Source organism: Bacillus sanguinis (genome assembly GCF_018332475.1).
In the GTDB taxonomy this organism is placed as follows: Bacteria; Bacillota; Bacilli; order Bacillales; family Bacillaceae_G; genus Bacillus_A; species Bacillus_A sanguinis.
This window is the reverse complement of record NZ_BOQB01000397.1, coordinates 1-2,262: the sequence shown is the minus strand read 5'-3', so window position 1 is coordinate 2,262 and position 2,262 is coordinate 1. Positions and strand designations below refer to the sequence as shown.

Sequence of the window (2,262 nt, the reverse complement as noted above, 5' to 3'; positions counted from 1 at the left end):
GTTTTACATGAATTTCCGGTTTCTCCGTAACTTCTGGCTTCTCTAGCTCTTTCGGCTCTTCTGTTACTTTTGGTTCTTCCGGGTTAGTTGGAGCTTCCAGTTCTTCTATTGATTCTTCTTTACCTTGTTCTTCTACTTCTGTTGCTTCCTGTATCTTTATATTTGTAATATCGTATCCGTTAACTTTCGATTGATATCCTGATACTAGTTGTTCTTTCACTTCATACGTATGAGCTTTTCCTTCATTATCAACTGCTGGTAACTTTTCAAATTCATATTTCCATCCATTTGCTGCAGTAACTTCTTTCGTTGCAATGACCTTGCCGTTTTGTAGTAAATCTACTTTAATCGTTTTTGGACGATCGTTTACTTTATCGCCTTCCCACGTTTTTGTTCCTGCAACAGATGTAGTTTTTAACTTATTTGGAACCATAAGTTTTATTCCGTTTGTAGCATCCGTCTTAATTGTAAAAGGAATTTTCGCTTGTGAATCAAACTCTACATAGTTCGGAGCAGAAATTTCTTGTACGTAATAATTACCTGGAGCAAGGTTTGGTGCTTCAACTATCCCGTCTTGATTTGTTGTATAAGAATCACCAATTTGCTGACCTGACTCTGTAAACAATTTAAAAGAAACACCTGGAATAAACTTATTCTCGTCTCCTTCAATATGTTTAACAATCTGCAACGTTCCTTTCGCAGGTAAAACCCCTTCAGCCTCGCCGCCAAATGATATATTTTCAACCTTTACACTATTAGATTCAGAAATAGGTTTCTCATATAAAATTTGATAATCAAGCTTGTAGTCATTCTGTAGATGTTTCAACTTTTTCCCGTTATCAGTAATCGTTGATGTATAGAAAATGGTAAACGACGTAGCGTTCGCCATATGTCTATAAATGACAACTTCAAATGAGTTATCACTAGTAAGTTTAATGTATCCATAACCTCGGTCTTGAAATTGTTTAAGAGATAAATACTCTTTATTATTGATAGTAATAGTAAAACTATCTTTATTTAGCGTTTGTCCTTCTTGTAACGTATCTTTTAAAACGATGTTGTCATGTAAATATTGTTTCTTTAAATTTATATTTAAAAACCAACGTACTTCATTACTTTTGTCTGGCTGAATATCACCCGACTTATAGAAAAACATCCCCGGTTCTGTACCCTCTCCTTTTGGATGCGTAATACTTACCATTTGTTTTTCTAAATCTGTCCCTAAATTCGTTTGTACATCTTTCGTCTTTCCGGCTTCAACATTCGTACCTTGAACAGTGAAATTAAAGCTCCCTCTAATATTCTCAAGCTTCTCTACTGTATCATTAAATGTACAAACTACATTATTTGCATTAATCTGGCACGTACCAAAAATACGCCCTGAATCATCCTTTAATGGAATTGTGCCACTATAACCTTTTAATTCTGGCGGAAGTGCTAGCGTTAATGTATCCCCAGACTTCATCTTCTTTCCAGGTTTTTCACTAAAATTCACATATATCGTATTCTTTTCCCCATAATTTAATTTCGTCTTTTCAAATGAAAAACTATCAACAAATCCTGTTGCGTTTAATTCTTGAGCATGCCCTACGATAGGCGTAAAAACTTGTCCAATCATAACAGTAAAAATAAAACAAATTACAGATATTCTTTTTAAATATGTACTCATAAAGCCTCCAATATTCATTGTTAAACTTGTAATCGTGAGATCCATTCCACCCAAAATCCCCCTTAAACTAAGGGGGTACGGACTAAAGATTATTTGCAGCATCAAACCATCGTTAGTTCTACAACATAAAGTAATAAACAACACAATTCATTCACTATATTGTGTTCATTCCTACTTTTTTTCGGGCAGCCAACAATAAATACTAGTCCCAATAAAAATACATTACAAGACTATTCATTTACATATTAATTTGTTACTATATTCATGCTACCAAAATATACTAACTGACCGTTTTATCCATAAGGTCATCTGATGACTGACTTTCTTTATTTTTCAGCGATAATTCTCCTTTCATAACTTCATTCCACTCTTACTAAAATTATTATCTCAATATCTATAAAGTCCGCCTAAAAAAATTCATTAAAACCTTATTTAAAGCGGTTGGTATGCATTTATAAACAAAGTGCAATAAAAAGTATTTTTACATAATAATAAATGAAGATTTAAATAGAAGATATATACCATTTTTTCAATCGTTTTCAAAAAAATAAAGCTATCTTTTCTTATGAAAAAAGATAGCTTCATCTGTATAG

Annotated in this window: 1 protein-coding gene; it reads right to left on the bottom strand. The window is 32.8% G+C overall.

From position 1 onward, the window contains the following. Positions 1 to 1,669, bottom strand: a 1,669-nt coding sequence (locus KI369_RS26720; protein WP_212958539.1) for a Cna B-type domain-containing protein, incomplete at its 3' end; no start/stop codon positions are given. Positions 1,670 to 2,262 lie beyond the last annotated feature (593 nt).